We start from the raw sequence: 25072 nt of genomic DNA, 5'->3' as shown, positions 1-25072 counted from the left end.
CTGCTCGGGCCGCTGCCACGCGGTCACAACGACCGAGGTCGTATCAACGTTCCGTGACGTTACGACCCCGAGCGGAAAGTTCCTCCGAAGAGGTCGGCCGCGGGTGTCGGCCCGGTTGATGGCACGAGTCCGGGCGGCGGGGTCTTGCCCAGATGGGCCCAGGCCGCCGGGGTCGCCACCCGGCCGCGCGGAGTCCGGGCCAGCAGGCCGGCCCGGACCAGGAACGGCTCGGCGACCTCCTCGACCGTGCCGGGCTCCTCCCCGACCGCCACCGCCAGCGTCGACAACCCGACCGGTCCACCGCCGAACGACATGACGAGCGCATCCAGCACCGCGCGGTCGAGACGGTCGAGACCGACCCGGTCGACCTCGTACACCTTGAGCGCGGCGCGGGCGACGTCGAGCGTCACCTGACCGTCGGCCCGGACCTCCGCGTAGTCGCGCACCCGCCGCAGCAGGCGGTTCGCGATCCGCGGTGTCCCCCGCGACCGGCCCGCGATCTCCGCCGCTCCGGCCGGGTCGATGCGGACGCCGAGGATGGACGCCGACCGGGCGAGCACTTTCTCCAGGTCGGACGCGTCGTAGAAGTCCAGGTGCGCGACGAAGCCGAACCGGTCGCGGAGCGGGCCGGTCAGCAGGCCGGAACGGGTGGTGGCGCCGACCAGCGTGAACGGCTCGACGTCGAGCGGGATCGCGGTCGCGCCGGGCCCCTTGCCGACCACGACGTCGACCCGGAAGTCTTCCATCGCCGAGTACAGCAGTTCCTCGGCGGGGCGGGCGATGCGGTGGATCTCGTCGATGAACAGGACGTCGCCCTGGGCCAGCGTCGTGAGCACCGCAGCGAGGTCGCCGGAGCGTTCGATCGCCGGGCCGCTCGTCACCCGGATCGCGCTGCCGAGCTCGGCCGCGACGATCATCGCGAGGCTCGTCTTGCCGAGGCCGGGCGGGCCGGAGAGCAGGATGTGGTCGGGCGGGCGGTTGCGGCGCTGAGCGCTGTGCAGCAATACCTCGAGCTGTTCGCGGACGCGGTGCTGGCCGATGAAGTCGTCGAGCTGTCGCGGCCGCAGGCTCGATTCGACGTCGCGCTCCTCGGGCGCGGCGTACGCCGAGACGACGTCGTCGTCGGCGGTCATCGGTTGCGTCCCAGCAGCTGGATGGCGCGCCGGAGGGCCACGGCGACCTCGATCGGCTTGCCCTCGGCGTCGGCCGCGATCACGGCGACCGCGTCTTCGGCCTCCTTGGGCGCCCAGCCGAGGCCGGTGAGGCCCTCCCGGACGGCCGGTTGCCAGCCTGCGCCGGGGGCGGCGAGGTTCGGCACCGCGATCGGGTCCACCGAGCCGATGCGGTCGCGAAGTTCCAGTACCAGCCGTTCCGCGCCCTTCTTGCCGATGCCGGGCACCCGGGTGAGTGCGGCGTGGTCGGCACCGGCGATGGCCAGCCGGATGGCGTCCGGGGAGTGCACGGCCAGTACGGCCAGGGCGAGACGCGGTCCGACACCGCTCGCGGTCTGGAGCAGCTCGAAGAGCGTGCGCTCGTCGTCGGAGGCGAAGCCGTAGAGCGTCAGGGAGTCTTCGCGGACGACGAGGCTGGTCGCGAGGCGGGCCGGCGAGCCGACCCGCAGCCCGCCGAGCGTCGCCGGGGTGCAGTGCACCGCGATGCCCACGCCCCCGACCTCGACCACGACACCGTCCGGCCCGACCGTCGTGACCTCGCCGCGCACTGAGGCGATCATTCACCCACCGCCCGGTCGCGGTGGCCGGCGCCGCGGGCAGGTGACGCGCTGCGGGCCAGCGCCTCCGCCAGGCGCGCCTGCGCGGGCGCTCGCCAGAGGTGGCAGATGGCCAGCGCGAGCGCGTCCGCCGCGTCGGCCGGCTTCGGGGTCCCCGTGAGGCCGAGAATCCGGGTCACCATCAGGCCGACCTGGGCCTTGTCGGCGGTGCCGGACCCGGTCACGGCCGCCTTCACCTCGGACGGCGTGTGCAGCGCGACCGGGATTCCGGCCCGGGTCGCCGCGACGATCGCCATCGCGGCGGCCTGCGCGGTGCCCATCACCGTCCGGACGTTGTGCTGGCTGAACACCCGCTCGACCGCGACCGCCTCGGGCCGGTGCACCGCGATCGCCGCGGCCAGACCGTCGGCGATCGCGACCAGCCGGTCACCGAGTTCGGCGTCGGCCGGGGTGCGGATCACGTCCACGTGGACGAGGCCGCAGCGCCGGCCGGGCGCGCCGTCGACGACACCGACCCCGCAACGGGTAAGACCCGGATCGACTCCGAGCACGCGCACGTCCGTCCACCTCCGTACAGCTGTTCGGTACGGAACGGATCAAACCACAGGCGTCAGTCGACTTCGGCCATGACCTCGTCGGAGACGTCGAAGTTCGCGTAGACGTTCTGCACGTCGTCGCTGTCTTCGAGCGCGTCGATCAGCTTGAACACCTTGCGCGCGCCCTCGACGTCGAGCGGGATCTGCATGCTCGGCACGAAGCTCGACTCGGCCGAGTCGTAGTCGATGCCGGCGTCCTGCAGCGCGGTACGCACCGCGACCAGATCGGTCGGTTCGCTCACGACCTCGAACTCCTCGCCGAGGTCGTTGACCTCCTCGGCGCCGGCCTCGAGCACCGCGACCAGCACGTCGTCCTCGGTCAGCTCGGCCTTCGGGACGATGACGACGCCCTTGCGGTGGAACAGGTACGCGACGCTGCCCGGGTCGGCCATCGCGCCGCCGTTGCGGGTCATCGCGATCCGCACCTCGGACGCCGCCCGGTTGCGGTTGTCGGTGAGACACTCGATCAGCACCGCGACGCCGTTGGGCCCGTAGCCCTCGTACGTGATGTTCTGGTAATCGGCCCCGCCGCCCTCGGCACCGGAACCCCGCTTGACCGCGCGGTCGATGTTGTCGTTGGGGACCGAGCTCTTCTTGGCCTTCTGGATGGCGTCGTACAGCGTCGGGTTACCGGCCGGGTCGCCGCCGCCGGTGCGGGCCGCCACCTCGACGTTCTTGATCAGCTTGGCGAACATCTTGCCGCGCTTGGCGTCGATGACGGCCTTTTTGTGCTTCGTGGTAGCCCATTTGGAGTGGCCGCTCACCGTACTGCCTCCTCTTTTTCTTGCACGTCCTTGGTCGGCCCCGCCGCCGCCTCCCGAACCATTCGAACGAACAATTCGTGCACGCGGAGGTCACCCGTCAACTCCGGGTGGAAGGAAGTCGCCAGCAGGTTGCCCTGCCGGACCGCGACCACCCTACCGTCCGCAACACCGCCGTCGACCCGGGCAAGCACCTCGACGCCGGGACCGACCTGCTCGACCCACGGCGCGCGGATGAAGACCGCGTGCATCGGATCGCCGTCCACTCCGGTGAACGCCAGGTCGGTTTCGAACGAATCGACCTGCCGCCCGAACGCGTTGCGCCGCACGACCATGTCGATCCCGCCGAAGCTCTGCTGGTCGTCCCGGCCGTCGAGCACGGTGCGGGCCAGCATGATCATCCCGGCGCACGAGCCGTACACCGGCAGACCACCGGCGATGCGCGCCCGCACCGGCTCGAGCAGGCCGAACACCCCGGCGAGCCGGCTCATCGTGGTCGACTCGCCGCCGGGCACGACCAGTCCCTCGACCGCGGCCAGCTCGGCGGGCCTGCGTACGGGTATCGCGGACGCGCCGGCCGCGTTCAGGGCGTGCAGGTGCTCACGAACGTCGCCCTGCAGGGCGAGGACCCCGATCACCAGCCGCGGTTCGCGTACTTCTGGTCGACCGGCAGCGTGTCGACGTTCAGCCCGACCATCGCCTCGCCCAGCCCGCGGGAGACCTTGGCGATCACGTCGGGGTCGTCGTGGAACGTGGTGGCCTTGACGATCGCCTCGGCGCGCTTGGCCGGGTCGCCGGACTTGAAGATGCCGGAGCCGACGAACACCCCTTCGGCGCCGAGCTGCATCATCATCGCGGCGTCGGCCGGGGTCGCGATGCCGCCTGCGGTGAACAGCACGACCGGCAGCTTGCCCAGCTGCGCGACTTCCTTGACCAGCTCGTACGGCGCCTGCAGGTTCTTCGCCGCGACGAACAGCTCGGTCTCGTCGAGCGTCGTCAGCCGCTTGATCCCCGACCGGATCGACCGCATGTGCCGGGTGGCCTCGACGACGTTGCCGGTGCCGGCCTCGCCCTTGGAGCGGATCATCGCCGCGCCCTCGGCGATCCGCCGCAGTGCTTCGCCCAGGTTGGTGGCGCCGCAGACGAACGGCACGGTGAACGCCCACTTGTCGATGTGGTGCTCCTCGTCGGCCGGCGTCAGCACCTCGGACTCGTCCACGTAGTCGACGCCGAGCGCCTGCAGCACCTGGGCCTCGACGAAGTGCCCGATGCGGGCCTTCGCCATCACCGGGATCGACACCGTGTTGACGATGCCCTCGATCATGTCGGGGTCACTCATCCGGGCCAGGCCGCCCTGCGCCCGGATGTCGGCCGGAACGCGCTCGAGCGCCATCACCGCCACCGCACCGGCGTCTTCGGCGATCTTCGCCTGCTCGGGGGTGACGACGTCCATGATCACGCCGCCCTTGAGCATTTCGGCCATGCCGCGCTTGACCCGGGCGGTACCAGTGGAGTTCGAGCTGTCGACGGCGGACACGGTGCGACGCCTTTCGATAAGAGTGGGGGATCAGAACCCACTCTACCGCTGCCCTTTGACAGGTCAGCGGGCCAACTGAGCCCTCATTGGTCCGGCTGGGTCGCGGCTTCGGCGGTCTGCTGCTGGTGGGCCACCTGGTCGAGATCGACCTCGTCGACGTCGAAGTACAGGGGCAGCGCACCGGTGCCGAGCCGGAACGCCCGCGGGATCCGGGCGGTGCGCAGCGACCGGGTGTCTCGCACGGCGTCGTTGTAGACCTGCCTGGCGACGACCAGACGGCGGTTCTCGGCCGGCAGGGCCGGCGCGGCCAGTGCGTCGGCGCCCAGGTGGCGCAGCTCGCGGACGAGGTCGTTCTCGGCGCCCTGGCGGGCGTCGGAATCGGGGCGGCCGCTGCCGATCGCGACGGCCGCGACCTCGTGGGCGGCGGGAAGTTCGGCGGCGGCGTTCGCGCGCCGGACGAGCTGCTCGTCGAGCGCACCGAGGGCGGCGGCGGTGCGGGCGGTCAGCCGGGTGATGCGCCGGGACAGCCACCAGACGTAGACGAGCACGAGCACGAGCGCCAGCGCGACGACAACGGGCCAGTCCACGTGGCGACTGTAGCCCAGCTGTGCATCAGAGTTGTTACACAGTGATGGTCACGACAGCGAACAGTAGGTAATCACCGCAAGCGTTCGCGGAGGTACTGCGGCAGCCGGTGGGTGGAGACCTCGTCCGCGTCGGTCACCGTCGGCTCGCTCGGGTACGCCGCGATCGCGCTCTGGTACACGTCGACCACCCGGGCGGCGACGACCGGCCAGTCGAACGCGGCGACGGTCGCCTGGCCGGTGGCGGCCAGGGCCCGGCGCTGCGCCGGGTCGTCGAGCAGGCGGTTCAGGCACTCGGCCAGCGCGGCGGGCTGCCCGGTGGGGAACAGCGCGCCCGCGCGGCCGTCGTCGAGGACCCGGCGGAACGCGTCCAGGTCGCTGGCGGCGATCGTGGCACCGGCCGCCATCGCCTCGGTGAGGATGATTCCGAACGACTCGCCGCCGGTGTTGGGCGCCACGTACACGTCGACGCTGCGCAGCATGCGGGCCTTGTCGGTCTCAGAGACCGTGCCGAGCAGCGTCACCCGGGGCCGCAGGGCACGAGGGACGGCGTCCAGGGCGTCGTCGGCGTCGCCGGGGCCGGCCACCAGCAGCCGGAGCCCCGGCCGTTGGGGGGCCAGCAGCGCGAACGCGTCGGCGAGGACCGCGAAGCCCTTGCGCGGCTCGCCGAACCGGCCGAGGAAGCCCAGCGCTCCGCCCTCACCGGGCCAGCCCGGCAGCGGCACCGCACCGGCGAACTTGCCGACCGCGACGCCGTTCGGGATCTCGACCGCTCCCCCGTCGAGGTGTTCGACCTGGACCCGGCGGGCCAGCGCCGAGACCGCGATCCGGGCGGTGATCTTCTCCAGCACCGGTTGCAGTGCGCTGTGCACCGCGGCCAGGGTGCGCGACCGCTGGGTCGCGGTGTGGAACGTGGCGACGATGGGGCCGGTCGCGACGACGCAGGCCAGCAGCGAGAGCGAGGGCGCGATCGGCTCGTGGACGTGCAGGACGTCGAACCGCCCGTCGCGCAGCCAGCGCCGGACCCGGGTCAGCGCGAGCGGGCCGAACGCCAGCCGCGCGACCGACCCGTTGAACGGCACCGGCACCGCACGCCCGGCCGGCACCACGAAGTCGGGCAGCGCCGGGCCGTTCTCGGGCTCGAGCGCCGGTGCCAGCACCGACACCTCGTGGCCGAGGCCGATCAGCGCCTCGGCCAGGTCCCGGACGTGTGCCTGCACGCCGCCCGGCACGTCGAAGGAGTAGGGGCAGACGATTCCGACTCTCATGGGGTCCGCTTCCGTGCGGTCAGTCAGCGACAGCCGCGGTCCGGCGGCGCCGGGGTGGGAGGTCGGCCAGCCAGAGTGGTTGGAGCATGTGCCAGTCGACGGGATGCTCGGCGATCCCGGAGGCGAGCGCGTCGGCGACCAGCTGGGTCACGGCGGCGACCCGCTCGGGGTCCCGATGGTGTTCGTCGGTCGGATCCGCCTCGACCGGGACGGGGATCAGCCGGGCCCGGGTGATCGGGCCGTCGTTCCAGAGCGCGAGGCCGAACAGCGGTGCACCCGTGCGCAGCGCCAGCACCGCGGGACCGGCCGGCATCTTGGTGCGTTCGCCGAAGAAGTCGACCTCGACGCCCCGGGCGGACAGGTCGCGGTCGGCCAGCAGCACGACCACGCGGCCCTCGCGGACCCGTTCGGTGAGCACGTCCAACGGGGGCCGGCCACCGCCGGTGAGCGGCAGGATCTCCATGCCGAGAGCCCGCCGGAAGGACAGGAACCGCTGGTAGAGGTCCTCGGGCTTGAGCCGCTCGGCGACGGTCGTGACCGGGATGCCGTGGATCGTGGCCCAGGCGCCGGCCAGGTCCCAGTTCGCCGCGTGCGGGAGAGCGACGAGCGCGCCGTGGCCCCGCGCGACCGCGTCGTCCAGCAGCGAGGCGTTCTCCAGCACGAACCGGCGCTGGATCTCCTCGTGCGACCAGTCCGGCAGCCGGAACGCCTCGTGCCAGTACCGGGCGTACGATTGCAGACCGCGTTTCGTGAGGTCGGCGAGCTCGGCCTCGGAGGCGTCCGGGACGACTCGGCGCAGGTTCGCGGACAGCCGCCGCGGGCCCGCGCCACCACGCCCGGCGAACCACCCGGCACCGGTCCGGAACAGCGCGAGTACCGGTTTCCCCGGCAGCACGCGCACCAGCTTCCACCCGGCCGCGTAGGCAGCGCCGGTGATGCGCTCGTTCACGCGTGCTCTCCGGTCGCCGGGGTCTCCGCTGCCGGGGTCTCCGCTGCCGGAGTTTGCGCGGCCGGAGTTTGCGCGGCCGGGGTTTGGTCGGCCCGGGTCTCCGACCCCGGCGGTGGCAGCGGGCCGGTGTCGAGCGGGCGGGCCGGGCGCACCCTGTCGTCCTTGGTCTGGTCCCAGACCGCTTTCACGCGCTGCCCAACCGTGAACGCCGCGAGCGCGGTGAGCAGCCACAGGATCCACTCGATACCGCCCGGTACCCCGAGCACCTCGAGCACGCCACCGACCCCGACCAGCACCAGCCGCTCGGTGCGCTCGGCGATGCCGACGTTGGCGGTGAGGCCCAGGCCCTCGGCCCTGGCCTTCGCGTACGAGACCAGGACGCCGGTGATCAGGCAGAGCAGCGCGGCGATGCCGGCCGAGTCGCGTCCCTCGCGGAACAGCCAGTACGCGGCTCCGGCGAAGATCGACGCGTCGGCCAGGCGGTCGCAGGTCGAGTCGAGGAACGCGCCCCATCGGCTGGACCAGCCGCGGGCGCGGGCCATCGCACCGTCGAGCATGTCGGTCAGCGCGAAGAACGTGATCGCGAGGCCACCGGCGAGCACGTGCCCCGGAACGACCAGGAAGATCGACGACAGCACGACGCCGGTCGTCCCGATGAGCGTCATCGCGTCCGGGGTCAGACCGGTGCGCACCAGTGCGGCACCGACCGGGCCGGTCACCCGCTGGATCCGGGAGCGCGACAGGACGTTGGACATGCGGATCCGTTCTCGAAGGGAAACGGGGGCCCGCTCACGATATCCGCTACCAGGTCGCGCCCCTCGGCCCCGCCGAAGGAAGGGTGACCTTACCCGGCGCGCGCGGGCCCGGCCCGACAGAATCGATCCGGCGCCCCCGCCGGGCTTGCCCCGAACGGGGGCTGCGGTGTGGGATCGGTCACATCGACCTTTCTCCGGCGGCGCGGCCGGACGCGCGCTCTGGCCGCCCTCGGGGCGTCCCAGCGAGCGCGAGGAGGCACCCGATGGCGCAAAAAGTGACGAACAGCCCCGACCGGGCTCATACCACCGGCCCGGTCGTGGACGATCCGCGGCAGCTCCGCAACGTGGTGCTGGTCGGGCACTCCGGCGCGGGGAAAACGACGCTGGTCGAGGCGCTGCTGGTCGCCACCGGCACGATCGCGCGGGCCGGGTCGGTCGTCGACGGCACGACGGTGTGCGACAGCGACCCGGCCGCGGTCCGGCAGCAGCGGTCGGTGACGCTGCAGCTCGCACCGGTGCTCTACCGCGGCGTGAAGATCAACCTGCTCGACACCCCCGGCTACGCCGACTTCGTCGGTGAGCTCCGGGCCGGGCTGCGCGCCGCCGACGCGGCGCTGTTCGTGATCTCCGCCGTCGACGGGGTGGACGCCAGCACGATCGCGCTCTGGGAGGAGTGCGCCCGGGTGGGCATGCCCCGCGCGGTGGTCGTCACGCGACTCGACCATCCGCGCGCGGACTTCGACGAGGCGGTGGCGATCTGCCAGCGGGTCTTCGGGGAGGGTGTGCTGCCACTCTACCTGCCGGTGCACGAGGTCGACGAGAACGCGCCCCCGGCCGAGGGCAAACAGTCCCTCGCGGACTTCCTCGGCGGCATCGACGGCGCGACCGAGCGGACCCGCACGGTCGGGCTGATCGGGCTGATCACCCAGTCGATCTACGACTACAGCGGCGGCGGCACCGAGCCGGTGATCCGCGCGGCCGACCCCGAGCACCTGGAGCTGATCGAGGAGGCCCGCAACACGCTGATCGAGGGAATCATCGCCGAGAGCGAAGACGAGACCCTGATGGACCGGTACCTGGCCGGCGAAGACATCGACCCGCTGGTGCTGATCTCCGACCTGGAGACCGCGGTGTCCCGCGGCTCGTTCTACCCGGTGCTGCCGGCCGACCCGAGCACCGGCGTCGGCCTGGCCGAGCTGCTCGACGGCATCGTCCGCGCCTGCCCGCCGCCGGACGAGCGTCCGGCCCCGGCCGTGACCACGATCGACGGTGACCCGATCGACCCGCTCACCGCCGACCCGGCCGGTCCGCTGGTCGCCGAGGTCGTGAAGACGACCGTCGACCCGTACGTCGGACGCGTCTCGCTGGTCCGGCTCTTCTCCGGGACGCTGCGCGCGGAAGACACCGTGCACGTCTCCGGCCACGGCGTCCGCCCGGTGGCCGAGGCCGACCACGACGCCGACGAGCGGGCCGCGCACCTGTACTCGCCGCTGGGGACGTCGCTGCGGGAGGTGCCGTACGCGGTCGCCGGTGATCTCTGCGCGCTCACCAAGGTCGGCAGCGCGGAGACCGGCGACACGATCTCGTCGAAGGACCGGCCGCTGCTGGTCGCGCCGTGGGAGCTGCCGGAACCGCTGCTGCCGGTCGCGGTCGTGGCGAAGACCCGCTCCGACGAGGACGCCCTGGCCAAGAACCTGTCCCGCCTGGTGGCCGGTGACGCCACGCTGCGGATGGAACGCAACCCCGAGACCGGCCAGCTGGTGCTCTGGACGATGGGCGAAGCGCACGCGGACGTCGTCCTCGACCGGTTGCGGGCGGGCGGCGTCGAGCTGGGCACCGAGCCGGTGCGGGTGTCGCTGCGGGAGACGTTCGCCGGCCCGGCCAAGGGCCACGGGCGGCACGTGAAGCAGTCCGGCGGCCACGGGCAGTACGCGATCTGCGACCTCGAGATCGAGCCGCTGGCGACCGGCGGCGGGTTCGAGTTCGTCGACCGGGTGGTCGGTGGCGCGGTGCCGCACCAGTACATCCCGTCGGTGCAGAAGGGCGTCCGGCAGCAGATGGAGCGGGGGCTCGCGTCCGGCTTCCCGGTCGTCGACATCCGGGTGACGCTCGTCGACGGCAAGGCCCACAGCGTCGACTCCTCCGACGCGGCGTTCCAGCTGGCCGGTGCGCTGGCGCTGCGCGAGGCCGCGTCGGCCGGGGCGGTCAGCCTGCTGGAGCCGGTCGACGAGGTCGACATCACGGTGCCCGACACCCACGTCGGCGCCGTGATGAGCGACCTGTCCGGGCGCCGCGGCCGCGTGCTGGGCACCGAGCCCGACGAGCACGAGCGGACGATCATCCACGCCGAGGTGCCCGCGGCCGAGCTGGTGCGCTACTCCCCCGAGGTCCGCTCGCTGACGTCGGGGACGGCGACGTTCACCCGGACATTCGCCCGCTATGAGCCGATGCCGCCGAGCCTGGTCACGAAGGCGCTGTCCGCGCAGTCCTAGGATCGCAGGCATGACGGGTCCGCAGATCGAATCCCAGCGGGGAGCAGGCGACCCCGACGCCTTCCAGCGGCTGTGGACGCCGCACCGGATGGCGTACATCAAGGGTGAGAACAAGCCCGCCGGTGACGACGCCGACGGGTGCCCGTTCTGCGTGATGCCGTCGCTGCCCGACGAGCAGGGCCTGATCCTCGCCCGGGGCTCCGCGGTGTACGCGCTGCTGAACCTGTACCCCTACAACTCCGGGCACCTGATGGTCGTGCCCTACCGGCACGTCGCCGACTACCCCGATCTGGACGCCACCGAAGTGGCCGAACTGGGCGCGTTCACGCAGGACGCGATGCGCGCGGTGCGGAAGGCTTCGGGTGCGCACGGGTTCAACGTCGGGATGAACCAGGGGTCGGTGGCCGGCGCGGGCATCGCCGCCCACCTGCACCAGCACGTGGTGCCGAGGTGGGGCGGCGACACGAACTTCATGCCGGTGGTGGGCCAGACCAAGGTGCTGCCCGAACTGCTGGGCGAGACCCGCGCGCTGCTCGCCGCCGCATGGGCTGACGTAGCCGAAACCGCCCGCCCGTAGCCGGTTCCTTCGCGCTGACCCGGAGCCCGGCCAGGGTGGCCGGGCCGCCCTCAGGCCTCGGAGAGGATGCCGTCGGCGACGGTGGTCTCCGGAGGCGCGGACGGGCCTTCGTTCGTGCGGGAGCGGACGACCTCCACGATGTGCGTGATCGCGGCCTCCAGCGGGACGCCGTTGCGCTGGGAGCCGTCGCGGTAGCGGAACGACACCGTGCCGGCGGCGACGTCGTCGTCACCCGCGATCACCATGAACGGCACCTTCTGCTTCTGGGCGTTCCGGATCTTCTTCTGCATCCGGTCGGACGCGGAGTCGACCTCGACGCGGATGCCCTGCTGCTTGAGCCGGGCCGCGAACTCGTCCAGGTACTCGACGTGGTTGTCACCGATCGGGATCCCCACCGCCTGCACCGGCGCGAGCCAGGCCGGGAACGCCCCGGCGTAGTGCTCGGTCAGCACCCCGAAGAACCGCTCGATCGAGCCGAACAGCGCGCGGTGGATCATCACCGGACGCTGGCGCGAGCCGTCGGCGGCCTGGTACTCGAGCTCGAACCGCTCGGGCAGCATGAAGTCGAGCTGGATCGTCGACATCTGCCAGGTGCGGCCGATCGCGTCCCGGGCCTGCACCGAGATCTTCGGGCCGTAGAACGCCGCGCCGCCCGGGTCGGGCACCAGGTCGAGGCCGGACTCGGTGGCGACCCGGCGGAGGGTCTCGGTCGCGACCTCCCAGACGTCGTCGTCCCCGATGTACTTCTCCGGGTTCTTGGTCGAGAGCTCCAGGTAGAAGTCCTCGAGCCCGTAGTCCTTGAGCAGGTCCAGCACGAACTGGAGCAGCGAGGTCAGCTCACCCTCGATCTGGTCCTGGGCGCAGAAGATGTGCGCGTCGTCCATGGTCAGGCCGCGGACGCGGGTCAGCCCGTGGATGACGCCGGACTTCTCGTACCGGTACACGGTGCCGAACTCGAACATCCGCAGCGGCAGCTCACGGTAGGACCGCCCGCGCGACCGGTAGATCAGGTCGTGCATCGGGCAGTTCATCGGCTTGAGGTAGTAGCTCGCGCCCTCGAGCTCCATGGGAGGGAACATGCCGTCGGCGTACCAGTCGAGGTGGCCGCTGACCTGGTAGAGATGACCCTTGGTGATGTGCGGGGTGTTGACGAACGAGTACCCCGCCTCCTCGTGGCGCTGCCGGGAGTAGTTCTCCATCTCGCGGCGGATGATGCCGCCCTTGGGGTGGAACACCGGCAGGCCCGAGCCGAGTTCGTCCGGGAAGCTGAACAGGTCGAGCTCGGCGCCGAGCTTGCGGTGGTCGCGCTTGGCGGCCTCCTCGAGGCGGTGCTGGTACTCCTTGAGCGCGTCGCGGGACGGCCAGGCGGTGCCGTAGATGCGCTGGAGCTGGGGGTTCTTCTCGCTCCCCCGCCAGTAGGCGGCGGCCGAGCGCTGCAGGCTGAACGCCGGGATGTTGCGGGTGGTGGGCACGTGCGGGCCGCGGCACAGGTCGGTCCAGACCCGATCGCCGGTCTTGCGGTCGAGGTTGTCGTACATGGTCAGCGCGCCTTCGCCGACCTCGACGTCCGCGCCCTCGGCGTCGTTGTTGCCCTTGAGGTCGATCAGTTCCAGCTTGAAGCGCTCGTGCGCCAGCTCGTGGCGGGCCTCGTCGTCGCTGATCGGGCGCCGGTGGAAGCGCTGGTTCGCCTTGACGATCTCCTGCATGCGCTTCTCGATGCGCTTCAGGTCGTCCGGGGTGAACGGCTTCTCGGGCAGGAAGTCGTAGTAGAAGCCGTTCTCGATCGGCGGGCCGATGCCCAGCAGGGTGCCGGGGAAGACGTCCTGCACGGCCTGGGCGAGGACGTGGGCGGTGGAGTGGCGGAGCACGTTCAGGCCGTCGGGTTCGCTCATGAACACCGGCTCGACCTGGGCATCGGCCTCCGGAGCCCACTCCAGGTCGCGCAGCACGCCCTCGGCGTCGCGGACGACGACGGCCGCCTGGCCGCCCTCGAGGGGTACCCCCGCCGCACTCAGCGCGTCCGCGGCCGTCGTCCCGGCCGGCACCACGACGGCGGCGGTCACGGGCGCGGAAGGGGTTGCGGACACGGTGGATCTCCTCCGGTGAGTGCGGGTGCCGGCTGGCCGCCGGCGGCCTGAACGTGGAAACGCGGCCTGGTCACGATGCTAGTCCGGAAGCCCTTCCGGCCCCGAACCGGTTGACGCGGGCCTCGCGGTGGCGCGAACTGTCGGGTGGCCGTCCGTCCGGGCCCGGGTGGCACGAAACTGGGATCCCCGGGCGCATCGCCGTCCGTAGTGTCCTCGCCAAGTGAACGAACACCTCTCACGGAACAGGAACCACGATGAGCGACTCCGGCGACACGATCGACTCCGGCGCTGACGCCCCCACCAGCACGATCGCCGAAAACGACGTGCCGCTGGACTACGACAACGACGGCACCGTCGACGGATACCTGCACCAGGACGCCGACGGCACCGCCTACGCGATCCTCGACACCGACCACGACGGCGTCTCCGACACGGTGGCCGCGGACACCGACGGCGACGGTTACGTCGACGTCGTCGCGACCGACACCGACGGTGACGGCAACGTGGACTACGCGGTCGTCGACACCGACGGCGACCACGTCGCCGATACCGCGCTCTACGACCGCGACGGCGACGGCGACTTCGACTACGCCGCGGTCGACACGAACGGCGACGGCGTGATCGACGCGACCGTGGCCGACACCGACAACGACGGCGACTTCGACGCCGTCGAGGTCGACAGCGACTACGACGGCGAGGTCGACGCGGTCGTCGTGGACACGAACGACGACGGCGAGTTCGACACCGTGTACTCGGACACCGACGGTGACGGCACGGTCGACACGTCCAGCGCGATCGACGGCACCCCGGACCCGGTCCAGTCGACGACGGTCACCGAGACCACCACGACGACGACCACCACGACCACCGACACCAGCACCGACCCGTCGGTCATCTCGGCCCAGCCGACGGTCCCGGCCGGCAGCTGACGATCCGCCGGAAGGGTGCCCGTGCCCGGCCGGGGACGGGCACCCTCAACCGCGGCCGATCAGGGCCACCACCGCCGCGCGCAACGTGGCCCGCACCTCGGCCGGGTCGTCGAGCTGGGCCCCGACGACGATCCCGTCCCGCAGCGTCACCAGCATCCGCGCGGTCAGCTCGGGCGACTCGTGTCCCGCCGCGGCGAGCTGATCGCGCATCGCGGCCGCATACCAGCGCCGATGGTTGGCCACCACGGCCCGAACCGGGCTCGTCGGATCCGGATACTCCACCGCCGCGTTCACGAACGCACACCCGCGGAACCCCGGGCCGCACGCGAACTCACCGATCGCGTCGAAGATCCGCAGCACCAGGTCGATCGGCTCGGCGTCGGCCGAGACCGACGCCAGCGCCGCCGCCTGCAGATCGTGCAGGTCGCTCAGGTACGCGCAGACCAGCGCGTCCTTCGTCGGGAAATGGTGGTAGAACGTCGCCTTCGCGACCCCCGCCTCGGCGATGATCCGATCGATGCCGACGCTGCGGATGCCGACCGTGTAGAAGAGCGCGGTCGCGGTGTCCAGGATGCGCCCGCGAGCACCCGCCGGGCGCTCGGGAAGCAGCGCGAGCCCGGGAATCTCCAGCGGCGGCATGGTCGGCACCCCTTGAAATTACCAGACAGACCTGTCTACTCTCAGCACGAGACAGACAGTTCTGTCTAGCAACCCGAGCGAAGGGACACGCACATGTCAGCCCTCTACACCGCGATCGCCACCGCCGACGGCAACGGCCGCAACGGGCGGACGCGCACCAACGACGGGCAGCTCGACGTCCAACTCGCGTTCCCGAAGGAGCTGGGTGGCAGCGGCGCGGGCAGCAACCCCGAGCAGCTGTTCGCCGCCGGCTACGCCGCCTGCTTCTCCAGCGCGCTCGGGCTGATCGCCGGGCAGAAGAAGCTCGACGTCACCGACCACTCGGTCACCGCCGAGGTCGGCCTCAACCCGACCGACAACGGGGGCTTCGGCCTCTCGGTGACGCTCCGCGTCGAGCTGCCCGAGGCGCTGCAGAACGACGCCGGCCGCGAACTCGTCGAGGCCGCTCACCAGGTGTGCCCGTACTCCAACGCCACCCGCGGCAACATCCCGGTGGAGCTGGTGGTCGAGTAGGTCACACGCCCTCGCGCCCCGACGGGCGCGAGGGCGGAACACGGCCTACCGTCGAAGAATGACGCAGCTGGCCGCGGTTCACGGCGTCCTTCCCGACCACCGATACCCGCAAGCCGAGCTCACCGATCTGTTCGCCGAAGTCTGCCGCCTGGACGACACCCAGCGGCGGTTCCTCGAGCGCGTGCACGCCGGCGCGGGCGTCCAGACTCGACACCTGGTGCTCCCGATCGACGAGTACCGCACGCTGAAGACGTTCGACGCCGCCAACGACGCGTTCCTCACCGGCGCCGTCGACCTGGGCTGCCGGGCGATCGACGCCGCGCTCACCGACGCCGGGCTGGCCGCCGACGACGTCGACGCGATCATCGCGGTCACCACCACCGGCCTGGCGATCCCGTCGCTGGACGCGCACATCGCCGGGCGCCTCGGCCTGCGCGAAGACGTCAAACGGACCCCGATCGTGGGCCTGGGCTGCGCCGCCGGAGCGGTCGGCATCTCCCGGCTGCACGACTACGTCCGGGCCTGGCCCGACCAGGTCGCGGTGCTGGTCGTGATCGAGCTCTGCTCGCTGACCGTCCAGTACGACGACCGCTCGGCCACCAACCTCGTCGCGAGCGGCCTGTTCGGCGACGGCGCCGCCGCGGTGGTCGCGACCGGCGCCGGCCGGGCCGACGGCTCCGGCAGGGGCCCGACGGTGAAAGCCACCCGGAGCGCGCTGTATCCCGGCACCCTCCGCACGATGGGCTTCGACGTGGGCGCCAGCGGGCTCAAGGTCGTGCTCGGCACCGAGGTCCCCGAGCTGGCCGAACGCCACCTCAGACGCAACGTCGACACATTCCTGGCCGAGCACGGACTGTCCCGGAGAGACATCACGACCTGGGTCTCGCACCCCGGCGGCCCGAAAGTGCTGGAGGCGATCGAGTCCGGTTTGGAGCTGCCGGAGGGTGCGCTCGGGGCCAGCTGGAACTCGCTCCGCCGGATCGGCAACGTCTCGTCCGCGTCGGTTCTGCACATCCTCGAAGACACCCTGCGCGATCGCACCCCCCAGCGCGGCACACCCGGCATGCTGTTGGCGATGGGTCCCGGGTTCTCGTCCGAGTTGGTGTTGCTGCAGTGGTGAGCTACACGATCCTCGTCCTGGCGGTCGGCCTCGAGCGGGTCGCCGAGCTGGTCGTGGCGTTGCGGAACGCGCGCTGGAGCTTCGCGCGCGGTGGGCGCGAGTTCGGCCGGGGCCATTACCCGGTGATGGTGGTGCTGCACACCGCGCTGCTGGCGGGGTGTCTCGCCGAGGCGTGGCACCGGCCGTTCCTCCCCTGGCTCGGCTGGCCGATGCTCGTGCTGGCGGTGGCCGCGCAGGGGCTGCGGTGGTGGTGCATCCGCACGCTGGGCCCGCAGTGGAACACGCGGATCATCGTGGTACCGGGGTTGCCGCTGGTCAGCGGCGGTCCGTACCGCTGGTTCGCGCACCCGAACTACGTCGCGGTCGTCGTCGAGGGCTTCGCCCTCCCGCTCGTGCACACCGCCTGGATCACCGCGCTGACCTTCACGGTGCTGAACGCCGCCCTGCTCACGGTGAGAATCCGGGCCGAGAACGCGGCCCTGCGGATCGCCGCGGCGTGAAAGACCTGCTCGTCGTCGGTGGCGGCCCGGCCGGGCTGGTCACCGCCCTGCTCGCCGCGCGGCGCGGCCTCGGCGTCACGGTGCTGGAGCCCCGGGCGGGGCCGATCGACAAGGCCTGCGGCGAGGGTCTGATGCCGGGTGCGGCCGGGCTGCTGGCCGGGCTCGGCGTCGAGGTTCCCGGCCTGCCCTTCCGCGGAATCCACTACGCGGACGCGACGCACCACGTCGACGCGTTGTTCCGCACCGGTCCGGGGCGGGGCGTACGCCGTACCGCACTGCACGACGCGCTGTCCGACGCGGTGGCCGTCGCCGGCATCGAGGTGGTCGCCGGGACGGCGGGCGAGGTCACCCAGGACGCGGAGTCCGTGACCGCGGGCGGGATCCGGGCGCGGTACCTGGCCGCCGCCGACGGCCTGCACTCGCCGATCCGGCGTCGGCTCGGCCTGCAGCGCCCGGCCCGGGGCCCGGCCCGGCACGGCCTCCGGCGGCACTACCGGGTCGCGCCCTGGACCGACCTCGTCGAGGTGCACTGGACGCGCGGCGCCGAAGCCTACGTCACACCGGTCGCCGACGACCTGGTCGGCGTCGCGATCCTCACCGCCGACAAGGGCCCGTACGACGACCAGCTGACGCGTTTTCCGGCACTGGCGGCGCGGCTGGCGGCGCCGGTGGGCTCGGTGCGGGGCGCCGGGCCGCTGCACCAGCGGGTCGCGGCCCGGGTCGCCGGGCGGGTCCTGCTCGTCGGCGACGCGGCCGGGTACATCGACGCGCTCACCGGCGAGGGGCTGGCGGTGGCCTGGGCGTCCGCGGCCGAGCTCGTCGACTGCGTCGCCCGCGACACCCCGGACGCCTACGAGCGCCGCTGGCGACGGGCGTCCCGCCGCTACCGCCTCCTGACCGGCGGCCTCCTGGCGGCCAGGAACCAGCCGCTGATCGCCCGGGCGATCGTGCCGGCCGCCGCGCGTCTCCCCCGGGTCTTCCGCGCCGTCGTCAACGAGCTCGCGCGATGATCGGGGGCATGGATCGCACCCCCTCCGGCCGGCTCCGCGCGCGGGCTCTCGACGTCCCGCTGGCCGGCACCCCCGGACGCTGGAACGCACTCACCGACGTGGCCGGGATCGAGGTCGGCTACACGACGCTCGTCCAGGGCGACGACGTCCGGACCGGCGTCACCGCGATCCACCCGCGCGGACGCGACGGCACCGGCGTCCCCTGCGTGGCCGGGTGGTTCTCGTTCAACGGCAACGGCGAGATGACCGGCACCGCCTGGATCAGCGAGAGCGGCGCACTCACCGGCCCGATCGCGATCACGAACACCCACGCGGTCGGTGCGGTCCACCAGGGCGTCCTCGACTGGATCAGCACCAACCACCCGCGGGTCGCCGACCAGTGGCTGCTCCCGGTCGTCGCCGAGACCTACGACGGAGACCTCAACGACATCAACGGCGGCCACGTCCGCCCCGAGCACGCGGTCGCGGCACTCGACGCGGCTCGGATCGGCCCGGTCGACGAGGGCAGCGTCGGCGGCGGCACCGGCATGATCTGTCACGGCTTCAAGGGCGGTTCGGGCACCGCGAGCCGGCTCGTCGAGTACGGCCCCGACCGGTACACGGTCGCCGCGTTCGTGCAGGCCAACTACGGCGGGCGGCGCGAGCTGACGGTCGCGGGCGTCCGGATCGGCGAGCTGCTCGCCGACCAGAGGCCCGACCTGGTCGCGGGCCCGCGTCCGGCTCCTCCGGGTGCCGGCTCGATCATCGTCGTCCTCGCCACCGACGCCCCGCTGCTCCCCCACCAGTGCACCGCGCTGGCCCGCCGGGCGACGCTCGGTGTCGGCCGGTCCGGCACCAGCGGCAGCCACTTCTCCGGCGACCTGTTCCTCGCCTTCTCGACGTCCAATGCCGGTGCGCTGACCAGCACGTTTCCCACCGCCGACCAGCCTGGATACGAAACCCTGCGGTTCGTGCCGTGGGGCCGGATCGACCGGTTTCACGAGGCGGTCGTCCAGGCCGTGGAAGAGGCCGTTCTCAACGTTCTGGTCGCCAACGACGACATGACCGGCCGTCACGGGTACCACGTTCCGGCCCTTCCACACGACGCCGTACGGGCCGCCGCCCGTCTCGCACACGGTGCTAGCCTTTAGTCCGCTTCACCCGGACTTAGGGGAATTGTGGTGGACGCACTTTCGAGCCGGGGTGCCCTCGAGGTCGAGCGCGTCGTCGAGGACGACGAGCGTTGCGCGCTGTTCGTCCTCACCGGGGACATCGACGAGACCGTCGCGCCGCGCCTGCTGGAGCAGCTGATGGAGAGCGCGCGCCGTTCGCAGGTCGACCTGGTGATAATCGACCTCATCCGGGTCGACTACTGCGGCGCGGCCGGGGTGAAGTGTCTCGAGGCGGCCCACCGCGCGGCCGGCCGTCACGGCACCGAGCTCGCACTCACCCGCCCGTCGCAGTTCGTGCGCCGGGTGCTCACGATCAGCGGCCTCACCCACCTGCTCGCGGAGTAGGTACGGAGGTCCGCGGGGTCACATCACGCCGTGCCGCGCCAGCGGCTCGACGAGTTCGCGTTCTTCGTACGAGAGGTGCGAGAGCAGCGTGTCGGTCAGCAGGTCCACCGCGTCCCGGACGTCGTCGATTCGCCCCGGTGCGGAGCCCGGCTCGTCGGTGACCAGGCCGACCAGGGCCCGGTCGACGCGTTCGAGCACCTCGTGGATCACCAGGTGCTCGTCGGCCAGCCGATCGACGACCGGCACCAACGCGGCGTCGGCCCGCTTGAGGCGCGGGAACAGCGCGATGTCTTCGAGCGTGTGGTGGGTGGTGACGACCCGGCAGTACGACTCGCAGTACGTGCCGAGCGTCCAGTTGTTCTGCCGCATCGTCATCTCGTTGATCGCCGACCGCGCGGCGCCGGCGTCGGTGAGGCCCGCGGCGACCTGCTCGACCAGGTCGCGGACGGTCGCGAGCTCCTGGCGCAGGTGGTCGTGCACGTCGATCAAGTGCTGGCCGGCGGCGCGCTGCGCCCGGGAGTAGGTGAGGCGCGGGTCGGGCGCCGGCCCGGTGGGCCGCTTCGTTTCGTCCCACAGCTGGACGCCGGAGCGCCGCACACCGTCGTCCGGAGTGGGCGTGACCCCCAGCGCCGCCGGCACGCGGACCGCGACGGCGGGCGCCGCGGTGCCGGTGGGCGCCGCGACGGCGGGCGCGGCGACGGCGGGCGCGGCGGCGGCGGTGGGGCTTGTGGGGTGGCCGGCGGGCGGCGGGGTGGCGGCGCGGCGGGCTCGTTCGGCGTCGACCAGTTCGCGGACGCCGGGAGCGATCTCCGCGGCGAAGCGGCGCACGACGTCCGGGTCGTCGCCCATCGTGACGAAGCCGCTGAACCCCAGCTCGAGCGTCAGCTCGGCCAGTTGCTCGGCCTCGAAGTCGGGGCTGATGTTGTACAGGCGGCGGATCGCCGCGGGATCGCGCCCGGCCTCCTCCGCCGCCGCGTCGATCACCGCGTTCATCGCGGGCAGCGCGTCCGGCCCCGCGTACGGGGCGCTGGGCAGCCAGCCGTCGGCCGCGCGCCCGGTCAGCGCGAGCATCCGCTTCTTGTAGGCACCGAGCCAGATCCCCACGTCGTGCGCGGGCGCCGGACCGGCGTGCGCGCCCCGGACCGGGTAGTACTCGCCGTCGAGCCGCACCGGCCCGCCCGGCGCCCAGAGCGCCCGGATCACTCCGATCGCCTCCGCGAGCGCGTCGACGCCCTGCCCCGGCGTGAGCGTGCGCCCGCCCAGCGCCGCGACGCCGTCCGGGAACGCGCCGGAGCCGAGCCCGAGCTCGATCCGCCCTCCGGTCAGCAGGTCCAGCGACGCCACGCTCTTGGCCAGCACGGCCGGCGGCCGGAGCGGCAGGTTGAGCACGTTCGGCACGACCCGCAACGTGCTCGTGCGCGCCGCGACGACCGAGAGCAGCGTCCAGGTGTCGAGGAACCGGGCCTGATACGGGTGGTCCTGGAACGTGGCCAGGTCGAGCCCGACCTGCTCGGTGAGCTGGGCCAGTGCCACCACGCGCTCCGGCGCCTCCGCCGTCGGCGTGAGGAACGTTCCGAAGAGCAACTCGTGCCCGTAGTCGGTCATGGCGCAAATGATATGCGGAGCAGAAGATCTGTGCCACAGCAGTTAGCGAATCACCCCCGGGGCGAGCGGCGCCGATCGCGGCGAGACCGCCGCCCGACTTTCCGCCACCGAGTGCCAAAAACGTCACCGCAGCTCGGAAGCATCTAGACGACAGGTGTCTGTTAGAGCTAACGTCCGAAGCGTGAGCGGGAAACGGTCCATGGTCGACAACACCGACCCGCGCGCGGTGCGCACCCGGGAGAGGCTCGTGGCCGCGTTCCGCGAGGCGGTGCGGACGCAGGACCCGGCGACGATGACCGTGGCCTCGCTCACCCGGGCGGCCGGAGTCAACCGGACGAGCTTCTACACGCACTTCGAGTCCCCGGAAGACCTCGCCGTGCACGCTCTGGGCGAACTCTTCGACGTGGTGGCGAACTCCGACATCGTGCTGCGAGCCGATCGGTCGGTCAGCCCGGCCGAGGCCAGCCGCCGGGCGCTGACCGACGTCGTCCGGTTCGTGCACGAGCGCCGCGCCTCGTACGTCAACCTGCTGGGTCCCGGGGCCGCACCCGGGGTCAAGCAGGCGATCGCCGCCGCCTACGTGGATCGCGCCGTCCGGGCGCTGTCCCGCCACCCCAACCGGCCGGCCGACGCCGACCCGGTCGTCACCGCCCACTTCCTGGCCGGCGGCGTCCTCGGCGTTCTCGGAACCTGGCTGGCCACCCCAGAGCCCCAGCACTCGCTGGACGACCTGGTCGGCGCACTCGTGCAGTGCCTCCCGGCCTGGATCAACACCTGAGAGGACCCCTCATGGGACAGCTCGAGGGCAAAGTCGCCTTCATCACCGGTGCCGCCCGCGGTCAGGGACGCAGCCATGCGCTGACCCTGGCCCGCGAAGGCGCCGACATCATCGCCGTCGACCTGTGCAAGCAGGCCGAGACCGTCCCCTACCCGATGGCCACGCCGGAAGACCTGGCCGAGACCGTCACCCAGGTCGAGGCCCTCGATCGGCGCATCATCGCGTCGCAGGTGGACATCCGCGACTACGCCGCGCTGAAGGCAGCCGTCGACGCCGGCGTGGCCGAGCTCGGCCGCCTCGACATCGTGCTGGCCAACGCCGGCATCTCGACCCCGGCCCCGACCCTCGACATGGACGAGTCGGTCTGGGACGAGATGATCGAGATCAACCTGACCGGTCAGTGGAAGACCCTGAAGGCGTCCGTACCGCACCTCCAGGCCGGTGGACGGGGCGGTTCGGTCGTGATCACCAGCTCGCTCGCCGCGATCTGGGCCAACGCCAACACCGCGCACTACTCCGCGGCCAAGGCCGGTCTGGTCATGCTCATGAAGGTGATGGCGAAGGAGCTGGCGCCGGAGAGCATCCGGGTCAACACCGTGCACCCCACGACCGTGGCCACCGGCATGATCCTCAACGACCCGACCTACCGGCTCTTCCGCCCGGACCTGGAGAACCCGACCGAGGAAGACTTCGCCGAGGCGGCGAAGCAGCTGAACAAGCTCCCGGTCGTCGCGCTCGACCCGGCCGACATCAGCAACGCGATCCTCTACCTGGTCAGCGACGCCGGGCGCTACGTCACCGGCACCACGATGGTCGTCGACGCCGGAGGGCAGCTCTGACGGGCCGCCGGTCTCGAGGGGGTGTGGACGCCGGCCCGATCAGGGACCTGCGCGCTGCTCAACGGCCGCGGCCCGGGCCCCGGGCCGCGGCCGGCTCACATCTCCAACTGGCTCTCGACGCGCGAGAGTTGGTGCCTGGCCATCGCCAGGTTCGCGCGCTGACGGTCGAGCGCCAGGTAGAGGAACAGCCCCTTGCTGCTGCGGCCCTGCAACGGCCGGATCAGGTGGTACTGGTGCCGCAGCGTGATGAGAACGTCCTCGATGTGATCACCGAGGTTGAGCATCTCCATCGCCCGCATCTTCGCGCGCACGACGTCGGTGTTGCCCGCCGCGGCGACGTTCAGGTCGAATTCCTTGGTGCCGCCCAGCGTGGCGAGCGCCATCCCGCTGCTGTAGTCGACGAGTGCGACACCGATCGATCCCTCGATCTGCATCGCGTCCTTCAGGGCGACGTCCGGACTGGCCACGTTCTTCTCCTCGCTGTCGGGTCGCGCCCCCACAGACTGAAGATGACCGCAGATTAGCAGTTGCGACTATTCGCAAGTGGACTTCACCTTCTTCCTTACGCCGGCCCGGTTGCGCTCGCCGCCCTCCGCCTCCGACGCGCGGTCGGCCCGGCCGTCACGCCCCGCCGGCCCGTGCGTGGTGGCTCACCCACCCTCCGGCGGGCGGGGGTGTGCAAGGTCTCCCGGCCGCTGGGGCGGCTGAAGCCCGTCACGAGCTCGGCCCGCGCTCCCCGGAAGCCGCCCACCGAACGCCGCGCGCCGCCTGCCGCCCGCGCCGCCTGCCGCGCGCGCCGGCGGACTGGTTGCGGGCGCCCGATCACGCAGGGCTCTTCGCTGCCGTCGCGCCGCAAACCCCACGCTTGCCGGCCGAGCTGAAGGTCGCGACCCGGCTGCGGGCGCCCGCTGTCGTGGGCTGGACTCCAGTCGCGGCCCGACCGTCCGTCGCGGTCGCAGCTGTCGCCGCAGGTCGCGGCACGGGCAAGGGCGCGGGCCCGGGGCCGGGCACGGGCCCGGGCACGGCGTCGGGCGCGGGCACGACCCCCGGGCACGGGAACGGCGTCGGGCACGGGCACGGCGTCGGGCGCGGGCACGACCCCCGGGCACGGGAACGGTCACGGGCTCGGCGTCGGGCACGGTCGGAACCCCGGCCCCGGCCCGGGTCCAGGCGCGGCATCGGCGTAGCCGCTGTCGCGCGAGCGCGGTGCTCGGTCGCGAGCGCGCCCCAACGCAGGAGCGGTCTCGGACACGGCTGCCGTCGCTTTCGCAGACCCCGCCCAGTTGCGGCCCGGACGCGAGCGCGACCCCAGGACGCGGGCCCGGGTGTAGCTGCCGTCGCGACCCCGGGCGCTAGCACGACCCCGGGCGCGGGTGCGGGCGCGGGTGCTAGCACGACCCCGGGCGCGGGGCGCGGGCACGGCGTCGGGCACGGTCCCGACTACAGGCGCGGTCGCGGCGACGGCTGCAGCGCCCGGGGTTGGGGCTGCGGCTGCACTCCCTCCTGCGAATGCGATCCCCCGCTGCGGACGCGGTTACAGCTACGGCTGTGAGCGCGGCTGCGGCTACAGACGCGGCTGCCGCCACGGTCGCGGCGACGACTACGTCGGCTGCGGTCGCGGTGGCCGAAACCGGGGCCGGGCCGGGGCTGAGGCCGGGGCCGGGGCCGGGGCTGAGGCCGGGGCCGGGGCCGGGGCCGGGGCCGGGGCCGGGGCCGGGACCCGAGCCGGAACCGGGACTGAGGCCGGAACCGCGACTGAGGCCGGAACCGGGGTCGGGGTCGGGGAGCTGTGCACACCCCCGGCCACCTGAGGGTGGGCGGGCAAGCAGGGACGGCGGGGCGGGGCGTTACGGCCGGGCCGACTGGGCGGCGGACGCGGAGGGGCGGGGCCTCGCCGGGCAGGCGTAGGGAAGAAGCAGAGCAACCACGACGGCGGCGAGCGGCTAGCCGGTGGGGGCGCGGAGGTCTTCCAGGAGTTCCATCTGCCCGGACAGGACTCCGGTCAGGATCTCGCGCGCGACCGCCAGCAACTCGGCGACGTGCGGGCTGGTCAGCGAGTAGTAGACGGTGGAGCCTTCCTTGCGGGTGGTGACCAGGCCGGTCCGGCGCAGGACGGCGAGGTGCTGCGACAGGTTGGCGGCCTCGACGCCGACCTCTGGCACCATCTCCGACACCGCGTGCTCACGCCGGCTGAGCAACTCCAGGACCCGGATGCGCGCCGGATGCCCCAGCGTCTTGAAGAATTCCGCTTTGAGCTGGTGCAGGGGCCGGGTCATGGTGTCGATCCTGCCAGCCGGGACCGGGACGA

Annotated in this window: 26 protein-coding genes; 11 read left to right on the top strand and 15 right to left on the bottom strand. The window is 72.3% G+C overall.

Annotated features, from left to right (window positions below):
• Window positions 1-59: 59 nt before the first annotated feature.
• From ruvB to pgsA, 10 genes are all read right to left on the bottom strand, one after another.
• On the bottom strand, window positions 60-1133 hold the full coding sequence (gene ruvB, locus ACIBZJ_RS09915) for a Holliday junction branch migration DNA helicase RuvB (protein ID WP_395927568.1): 1074 nt from the start codon (window positions 1131-1133) through the stop codon (window positions 60-62).
• Window positions 1130-1732, bottom strand: coding sequence for a Holliday junction branch migration protein RuvA (gene ruvA / locus ACIBZJ_RS09910; RefSeq protein WP_395927566.1), 603 nt, complete (start codon window positions 1730-1732; stop codon window positions 1130-1132). The genes ruvB and ruvA overlap by 4 nt, the downstream gene beginning before the upstream one ends.
• The gene (gene ruvC, locus ACIBZJ_RS09905; protein WP_395927564.1) at window positions 1729-2286 is read right to left on the bottom strand and encodes a crossover junction endodeoxyribonuclease RuvC; all 558 of its coding nucleotides are present in this window, start codon (window positions 2284-2286) and stop codon (window positions 1729-1731) included. Before ruvC ends, ruvA begins: the two co-directional genes overlap by 4 nt.
• 53 nt (window positions 2287-2339) lie before the next feature.
• Entirely contained in the window at window positions 2340-3089 is a 750-nt protein-coding gene (locus ACIBZJ_RS09900; protein ID WP_395927563.1) for a YebC/PmpR family DNA-binding transcriptional regulator, read from the bottom strand.
• Window positions 3086-3727 carry a pyridoxal 5'-phosphate synthase glutaminase subunit PdxT gene (pdxT, locus tag ACIBZJ_RS09895; RefSeq protein WP_395927781.1) on the bottom strand — a complete coding sequence of 214 codons (642 nt, stop codon included), beginning with the start codon at window positions 3725-3727 and terminating at the stop codon, window positions 3086-3088. Before pdxT ends, ACIBZJ_RS09900 begins: the two co-directional genes overlap by 4 nt.
• Window positions 3721-4623 (bottom strand): pyridoxal 5'-phosphate synthase lyase subunit PdxS, encoded by a 903-nt coding sequence (pdxS, locus tag ACIBZJ_RS09890; RefSeq protein ID WP_395927561.1) that lies wholly within the window; start codon window positions 4621-4623, stop codon window positions 3721-3723. Before pdxS ends, pdxT begins: the two co-directional genes overlap by 7 nt.
• Before the next feature lie 83 nt (window positions 4624-4706).
• Entirely contained in the window at window positions 4707-5210 is a 504-nt protein-coding gene (locus tag ACIBZJ_RS09885; RefSeq protein WP_395927559.1) for a hypothetical protein, read from the bottom strand.
• 71 nt (window positions 5211-5281) lie between these two features.
• Window positions 5282-6475, bottom strand: coding sequence for a glycosyltransferase family 4 protein (locus tag ACIBZJ_RS09880; RefSeq protein ID WP_395927557.1), 1194 nt, complete (start codon window positions 6473-6475; stop codon window positions 5282-5284).
• Between the two features lie 19 nt (window positions 6476-6494).
• Window positions 6495-7424 (bottom strand): phosphatidylinositol mannoside acyltransferase, encoded by a 930-nt coding sequence (locus ACIBZJ_RS09875; RefSeq protein ID WP_395927555.1) that lies wholly within the window; start codon window positions 7422-7424, stop codon window positions 6495-6497.
• Window positions 7421-8179, bottom strand: coding sequence for a phosphatidylinositol phosphate synthase (gene pgsA / locus ACIBZJ_RS09870; protein ID WP_395927553.1), 759 nt, complete (start codon window positions 8177-8179; stop codon window positions 7421-7423). Before pgsA ends, ACIBZJ_RS09875 begins: the two co-directional genes overlap by 4 nt.
• Before the next feature lie 263 nt (window positions 8180-8442).
• Here pgsA and ACIBZJ_RS09865 point away from each other — a divergent pair, with 263 nt between their 5' ends.
• Both ACIBZJ_RS09865 and ACIBZJ_RS09860 read left to right on the top strand, forming a co-directional pair.
• A complete protein-coding gene (locus ACIBZJ_RS09865) occupies window positions 8443-10671 on the top strand; it encodes an elongation factor G-like protein EF-G2 (RefSeq protein WP_395927551.1) in 2229 nt (742 codons plus the stop codon).
• A gap of 10 nt (window positions 10672-10681) precedes the next feature.
• Window positions 10682-11248, top strand: a complete 567-nt coding sequence (locus ACIBZJ_RS09860; RefSeq protein ID WP_395927549.1) for an HIT family protein — start codon at window positions 10682-10684, stop codon at window positions 11246-11248.
• 50 nt (window positions 11249-11298) lie between these two features.
• Here the strand turns inward: ACIBZJ_RS09860 and thrS are convergent, their stop codons facing one another.
• The gene (thrS, locus tag ACIBZJ_RS09855) at window positions 11299-13335 is read right to left on the bottom strand and encodes a threonine--tRNA ligase (RefSeq protein ID WP_395927547.1); all 2037 of its coding nucleotides are present in this window, start codon (window positions 13333-13335) and stop codon (window positions 11299-11301) included.
• Window positions 13336-13589: 254 nt separating this feature from the next.
• On the opposite strand from thrS, the gene ACIBZJ_RS09850 reads away from it, so the two are divergent.
• Window positions 13590-14264 carry a hypothetical protein gene (locus tag ACIBZJ_RS09850; protein ID WP_395927545.1) on the top strand — a complete coding sequence of 225 codons (675 nt, stop codon included), beginning with the start codon at window positions 13590-13592 and terminating at the stop codon, window positions 14262-14264.
• A gap of 45 nt (window positions 14265-14309) precedes the next feature.
• Here ACIBZJ_RS09850 and ACIBZJ_RS09845 read toward each other — a convergent pair whose 3' ends face one another.
• Window positions 14310-14903, bottom strand: a complete 594-nt coding sequence (locus tag ACIBZJ_RS09845; protein ID WP_395927779.1) for a TetR/AcrR family transcriptional regulator — start codon at window positions 14901-14903, stop codon at window positions 14310-14312.
• A gap of 93 nt (window positions 14904-14996) precedes the next feature.
• Between ACIBZJ_RS09845 and ACIBZJ_RS09840 the strand changes: the two genes are divergently transcribed.
• From ACIBZJ_RS09840 to ACIBZJ_RS09815, 6 genes are read left to right on the top strand one after another with little or no spacing between them, the layout of a single operon-like run.
• Entirely contained in the window at window positions 14997-15416 is a 420-nt protein-coding gene (locus tag ACIBZJ_RS09840; RefSeq protein ID WP_395927543.1) for an organic hydroperoxide resistance protein, read from the top strand.
• 58 nt (window positions 15417-15474) lie between these two features.
• Window positions 15475-16536 (top strand): type III polyketide synthase, encoded by a 1062-nt coding sequence (locus ACIBZJ_RS09835; RefSeq protein ID WP_395927541.1) that lies wholly within the window; start codon window positions 15475-15477, stop codon window positions 16534-16536.
• Window positions 16530-17036: an isoprenylcysteine carboxyl methyltransferase family protein gene (locus ACIBZJ_RS09830; protein WP_395927539.1), complete on the top strand. Its 507-nt coding sequence runs from the start codon at window positions 16530-16532 to the stop codon at window positions 17034-17036. The genes ACIBZJ_RS09835 and ACIBZJ_RS09830 overlap by 7 nt, the downstream gene beginning before the upstream one ends.
• Window positions 17033-18046 (top strand): NAD(P)/FAD-dependent oxidoreductase, encoded by a 1014-nt coding sequence (locus ACIBZJ_RS09825; RefSeq protein ID WP_395927537.1) that lies wholly within the window; start codon window positions 17033-17035, stop codon window positions 18044-18046. Before ACIBZJ_RS09830 ends, ACIBZJ_RS09825 begins: the two co-directional genes overlap by 4 nt.
• A gap of 8 nt (window positions 18047-18054) precedes the next feature.
• Complete coding sequence (locus ACIBZJ_RS09820; protein WP_395927535.1) at window positions 18055-19176, top strand: P1 family peptidase; 1122 nt, start codon at window positions 18055-18057, stop codon at window positions 19174-19176.
• 30 nt (window positions 19177-19206) lie between these two features.
• Entirely contained in the window at window positions 19207-19542 is a 336-nt protein-coding gene (locus tag ACIBZJ_RS09815; RefSeq protein WP_395927533.1) for an STAS domain-containing protein, read from the top strand.
• Window positions 19543-19560: 18 nt separating this feature from the next.
• Here ACIBZJ_RS09815 and ACIBZJ_RS09810 read toward each other — a convergent pair whose 3' ends face one another.
• Window positions 19561-21147, bottom strand: a complete 1587-nt coding sequence (locus ACIBZJ_RS09810) for an LLM class flavin-dependent oxidoreductase (protein ID WP_395927531.1) — start codon at window positions 21145-21147, stop codon at window positions 19561-19563.
• A 181-nt stretch (window positions 21148-21328) separates the two neighbouring features.
• On the opposite strand from ACIBZJ_RS09810, the gene ACIBZJ_RS09805 reads away from it, so the two are divergent.
• Both ACIBZJ_RS09805 and ACIBZJ_RS09800 read left to right on the top strand, forming a co-directional pair.
• Window positions 21329-21925, top strand: a complete 597-nt coding sequence (locus ACIBZJ_RS09805) for a TetR/AcrR family transcriptional regulator (protein ID WP_395927529.1) — start codon at window positions 21329-21331, stop codon at window positions 21923-21925.
• A gap of 11 nt (window positions 21926-21936) precedes the next feature.
• A complete protein-coding gene (locus ACIBZJ_RS09800; RefSeq protein WP_395927527.1) occupies window positions 21937-22764 on the top strand; it encodes a mycofactocin-coupled SDR family oxidoreductase in 828 nt (275 codons plus the stop codon).
• 95 nt (window positions 22765-22859) lie between these two features.
• Here ACIBZJ_RS09800 and ACIBZJ_RS09795 read toward each other — a convergent pair whose 3' ends face one another.
• Together ACIBZJ_RS09795 and ACIBZJ_RS09790 are read right to left on the bottom strand one after the other, a co-directional pair.
• Window positions 22860-23198 carry a hypothetical protein gene (locus tag ACIBZJ_RS09795; protein WP_395927777.1) on the bottom strand — a complete coding sequence of 113 codons (339 nt, stop codon included), beginning with the start codon at window positions 23196-23198 and terminating at the stop codon, window positions 22860-22862.
• Window positions 23199-24707: 1509 nt separating this feature from the next.
• Window positions 24708-25040: an ArsR/SmtB family transcription factor gene (locus tag ACIBZJ_RS09790; protein WP_395927525.1), complete on the bottom strand. Its 333-nt coding sequence runs from the start codon at window positions 25038-25040 to the stop codon at window positions 24708-24710.
• Window positions 25041-25072: the final 32 nt, after the last annotated feature.

Source organism: Cryptosporangium sp. NPDC051539 (assembly GCF_044454545.1).
GTDB lineage: Bacteria > Actinomycetota > Actinomycetes > Mycobacteriales > Cryptosporangiaceae > Cryptosporangium.
This window is presented reverse-complemented; position numbering and strand designations above follow the sequence as displayed.

Excerpts from the sequence above, each read along its gene's own strand:
- ACIBZJ_RS09835 (WP_395927541.1), top strand. The coding sequence starts at position 15,475 with ATGACGCAGCTGGCCGCGGTTCACGGCGTCCTTCCCGACCACCGATAC.
- pgsA (WP_395927553.1), bottom strand. The coding sequence starts at position 8,179 with ATGTCCAACGTCCTGTCGCGCTCCCGGATCCAGCGGGTGACCGGCCCG.
- ACIBZJ_RS09880 (WP_395927557.1), bottom strand. The coding sequence starts at position 6,475 with ATGAGAGTCGGAATCGTCTGCCCCTACTCCTTCGACGTGCCGGGCGGC.
- ruvB (WP_395927568.1), bottom strand. The coding sequence starts at position 1,133 with ATGACCGCCGACGACGACGTCGTCTCGGCGTACGCCGCGCCCGAGGAG.
- ACIBZJ_RS09840 (WP_395927543.1), top strand. The coding sequence starts at position 14,997 with ATGTCAGCCCTCTACACCGCGATCGCCACCGCCGACGGCAACGGCCGC.
- ACIBZJ_RS09845 (WP_395927779.1), bottom strand. The coding sequence starts at position 14,903 with ATGCCGCCGCTGGAGATTCCCGGGCTCGCGCTGCTTCCCGAGCGCCCG.
- ACIBZJ_RS09795 (WP_395927777.1), bottom strand. The coding sequence starts at position 23,198 with ATGCAGATCGAGGGATCGATCGGTGTCGCACTCGTCGACTACAGCAGC.
- ACIBZJ_RS09865 (WP_395927551.1), top strand. The coding sequence starts at position 8,443 with ATGGCGCAAAAAGTGACGAACAGCCCCGACCGGGCTCATACCACCGGC.
- ruvA (WP_395927566.1), bottom strand. The coding sequence starts at position 1,732 with ATGATCGCCTCAGTGCGCGGCGAGGTCACGACGGTCGGGCCGGACGGT.
- ACIBZJ_RS09800 (WP_395927527.1), top strand. The coding sequence starts at position 21,937 with ATGGGACAGCTCGAGGGCAAAGTCGCCTTCATCACCGGTGCCGCCCGC.
- ACIBZJ_RS09850 (WP_395927545.1), top strand. The coding sequence starts at position 13,590 with ATGAGCGACTCCGGCGACACGATCGACTCCGGCGCTGACGCCCCCACC.
- ACIBZJ_RS09810 (WP_395927531.1), bottom strand. The coding sequence starts at position 21,147 with ATGACCGACTACGGGCACGAGTTGCTCTTCGGAACGTTCCTCACGCCG.
- ACIBZJ_RS09860 (WP_395927549.1), top strand. The coding sequence starts at position 10,682 with ATGACGGGTCCGCAGATCGAATCCCAGCGGGGAGCAGGCGACCCCGAC.
- ACIBZJ_RS09820 (WP_395927535.1), top strand. The coding sequence starts at position 18,055 with ATGGATCGCACCCCCTCCGGCCGGCTCCGCGCGCGGGCTCTCGACGTC.
- ACIBZJ_RS09790 (WP_395927525.1), bottom strand. The coding sequence starts at position 25,040 with ATGACCCGGCCCCTGCACCAGCTCAAAGCGGAATTCTTCAAGACGCTG.